1 protein-coding gene is annotated in these 1022 nt (G+C 67.3%); it reads right to left on the reverse strand.

The genetic code is table 11. From position 1 onward, the window contains the following. Nucleotides 1–149: 149 nt before the first annotated feature. The coding region (locus E4J89_RS19310; protein ID WP_136787829.1) for an HNH endonuclease signature motif containing protein at nt 150–1022 on the reverse strand (873 nt) is incomplete at its 5' end.

The raw sequence follows: 1022 nt of genomic DNA on the forward strand, positions 1-1022 counted from the left end.
GGACAGATTCCTCAGATTCTCGCTGTTCGGCACAGCCTCAAGTGTCGCGGCCACGTCCGGCTCCTCCCCGCCAGGCCACTGCCCGGCGTGTCGAGCCGAATACACCGTTATTTACACAGTCCCCGAGCCTCTACGAAACCCAGCACAGTTCAGATGTGAAGGGTGCCGTCGTGGTCTTGGGTGACGGTGCCGCCGCCGTGGTGTTTGGTTTTGTGGCCGGGTTTGCAGCGGGCGGTGAGGTTCTCGGGAACTGTTTTGCCGCCGTCTTCCCAGGCGATGGTGTGGTCGATTTCGCATTGGTCGGCGGGGACGGTGCAGCCGAAGTCGCGGCAGTGCCGGTCGCGTAGCCGGACGAGGCGTTTGAGCCATTCGGGCGGGGTGCGCAGGTCTTTGGCGGCGGCGATGGCTTGGCCGTAGTCGTCGGTGAGCACGGTGAGCCAGGATTTGGCCAGTGCGGTGAGGTTGCGGGTCATTTCGGGCGGGATCAGTCCGTAGCCGGTGAGTTCGCCGGGGTCTTCGGCCAGCCCGAGCAGGGTGGTCAGCGGGGCGGTGACGGCGACGGACGCGGTGGTGTTCCCGCCGCCGCAGGTGCAGGACCCCTTGCCGGTGGCGCCGCTTCCGGAGGAACAGTTTCCGGCGGCCGCATCGTCGGCGGCTGCGTGGCCCGAGGCCGTGTCCCCGGCCGTCGTTTCCCCGGGGTCGGTGTCCTGGGTTGCCGTTCTTTCGGTGGCGGTGCCGCTGGTGATGGTGTTGTTGGCGTCGGTGTCGTGTTCGGTCGCGTCTCCGGCCTTGAGGGTTGTTGCCGGGTCGGTGTCGTGTTCGGTCGTGGCGCCGGCTTTGAGGGTTGTTGTCGCGGCGGTGGTGCCGCTGCCAATGGTGGTTGTGCCGTTGTCCGGGACGGTGGGTTGGTAGGCGTGGTCGGGGTAGCGCAGGAGCATGTCGGTGAAGACGTCGGCGCGGAGTTGGCCGAGGGTGCGGGTTTCCTCGGCGGTCTGCAGTTTCCGGGCGTGGGCCTGCATCAG

It is taken from the genome of Arthrobacter sp. CAU 1506 (assembly GCF_005047635.1).
Classification (GTDB): domain Bacteria; phylum Actinomycetota; class Actinomycetes; order Actinomycetales; family Micrococcaceae; genus Crystallibacter.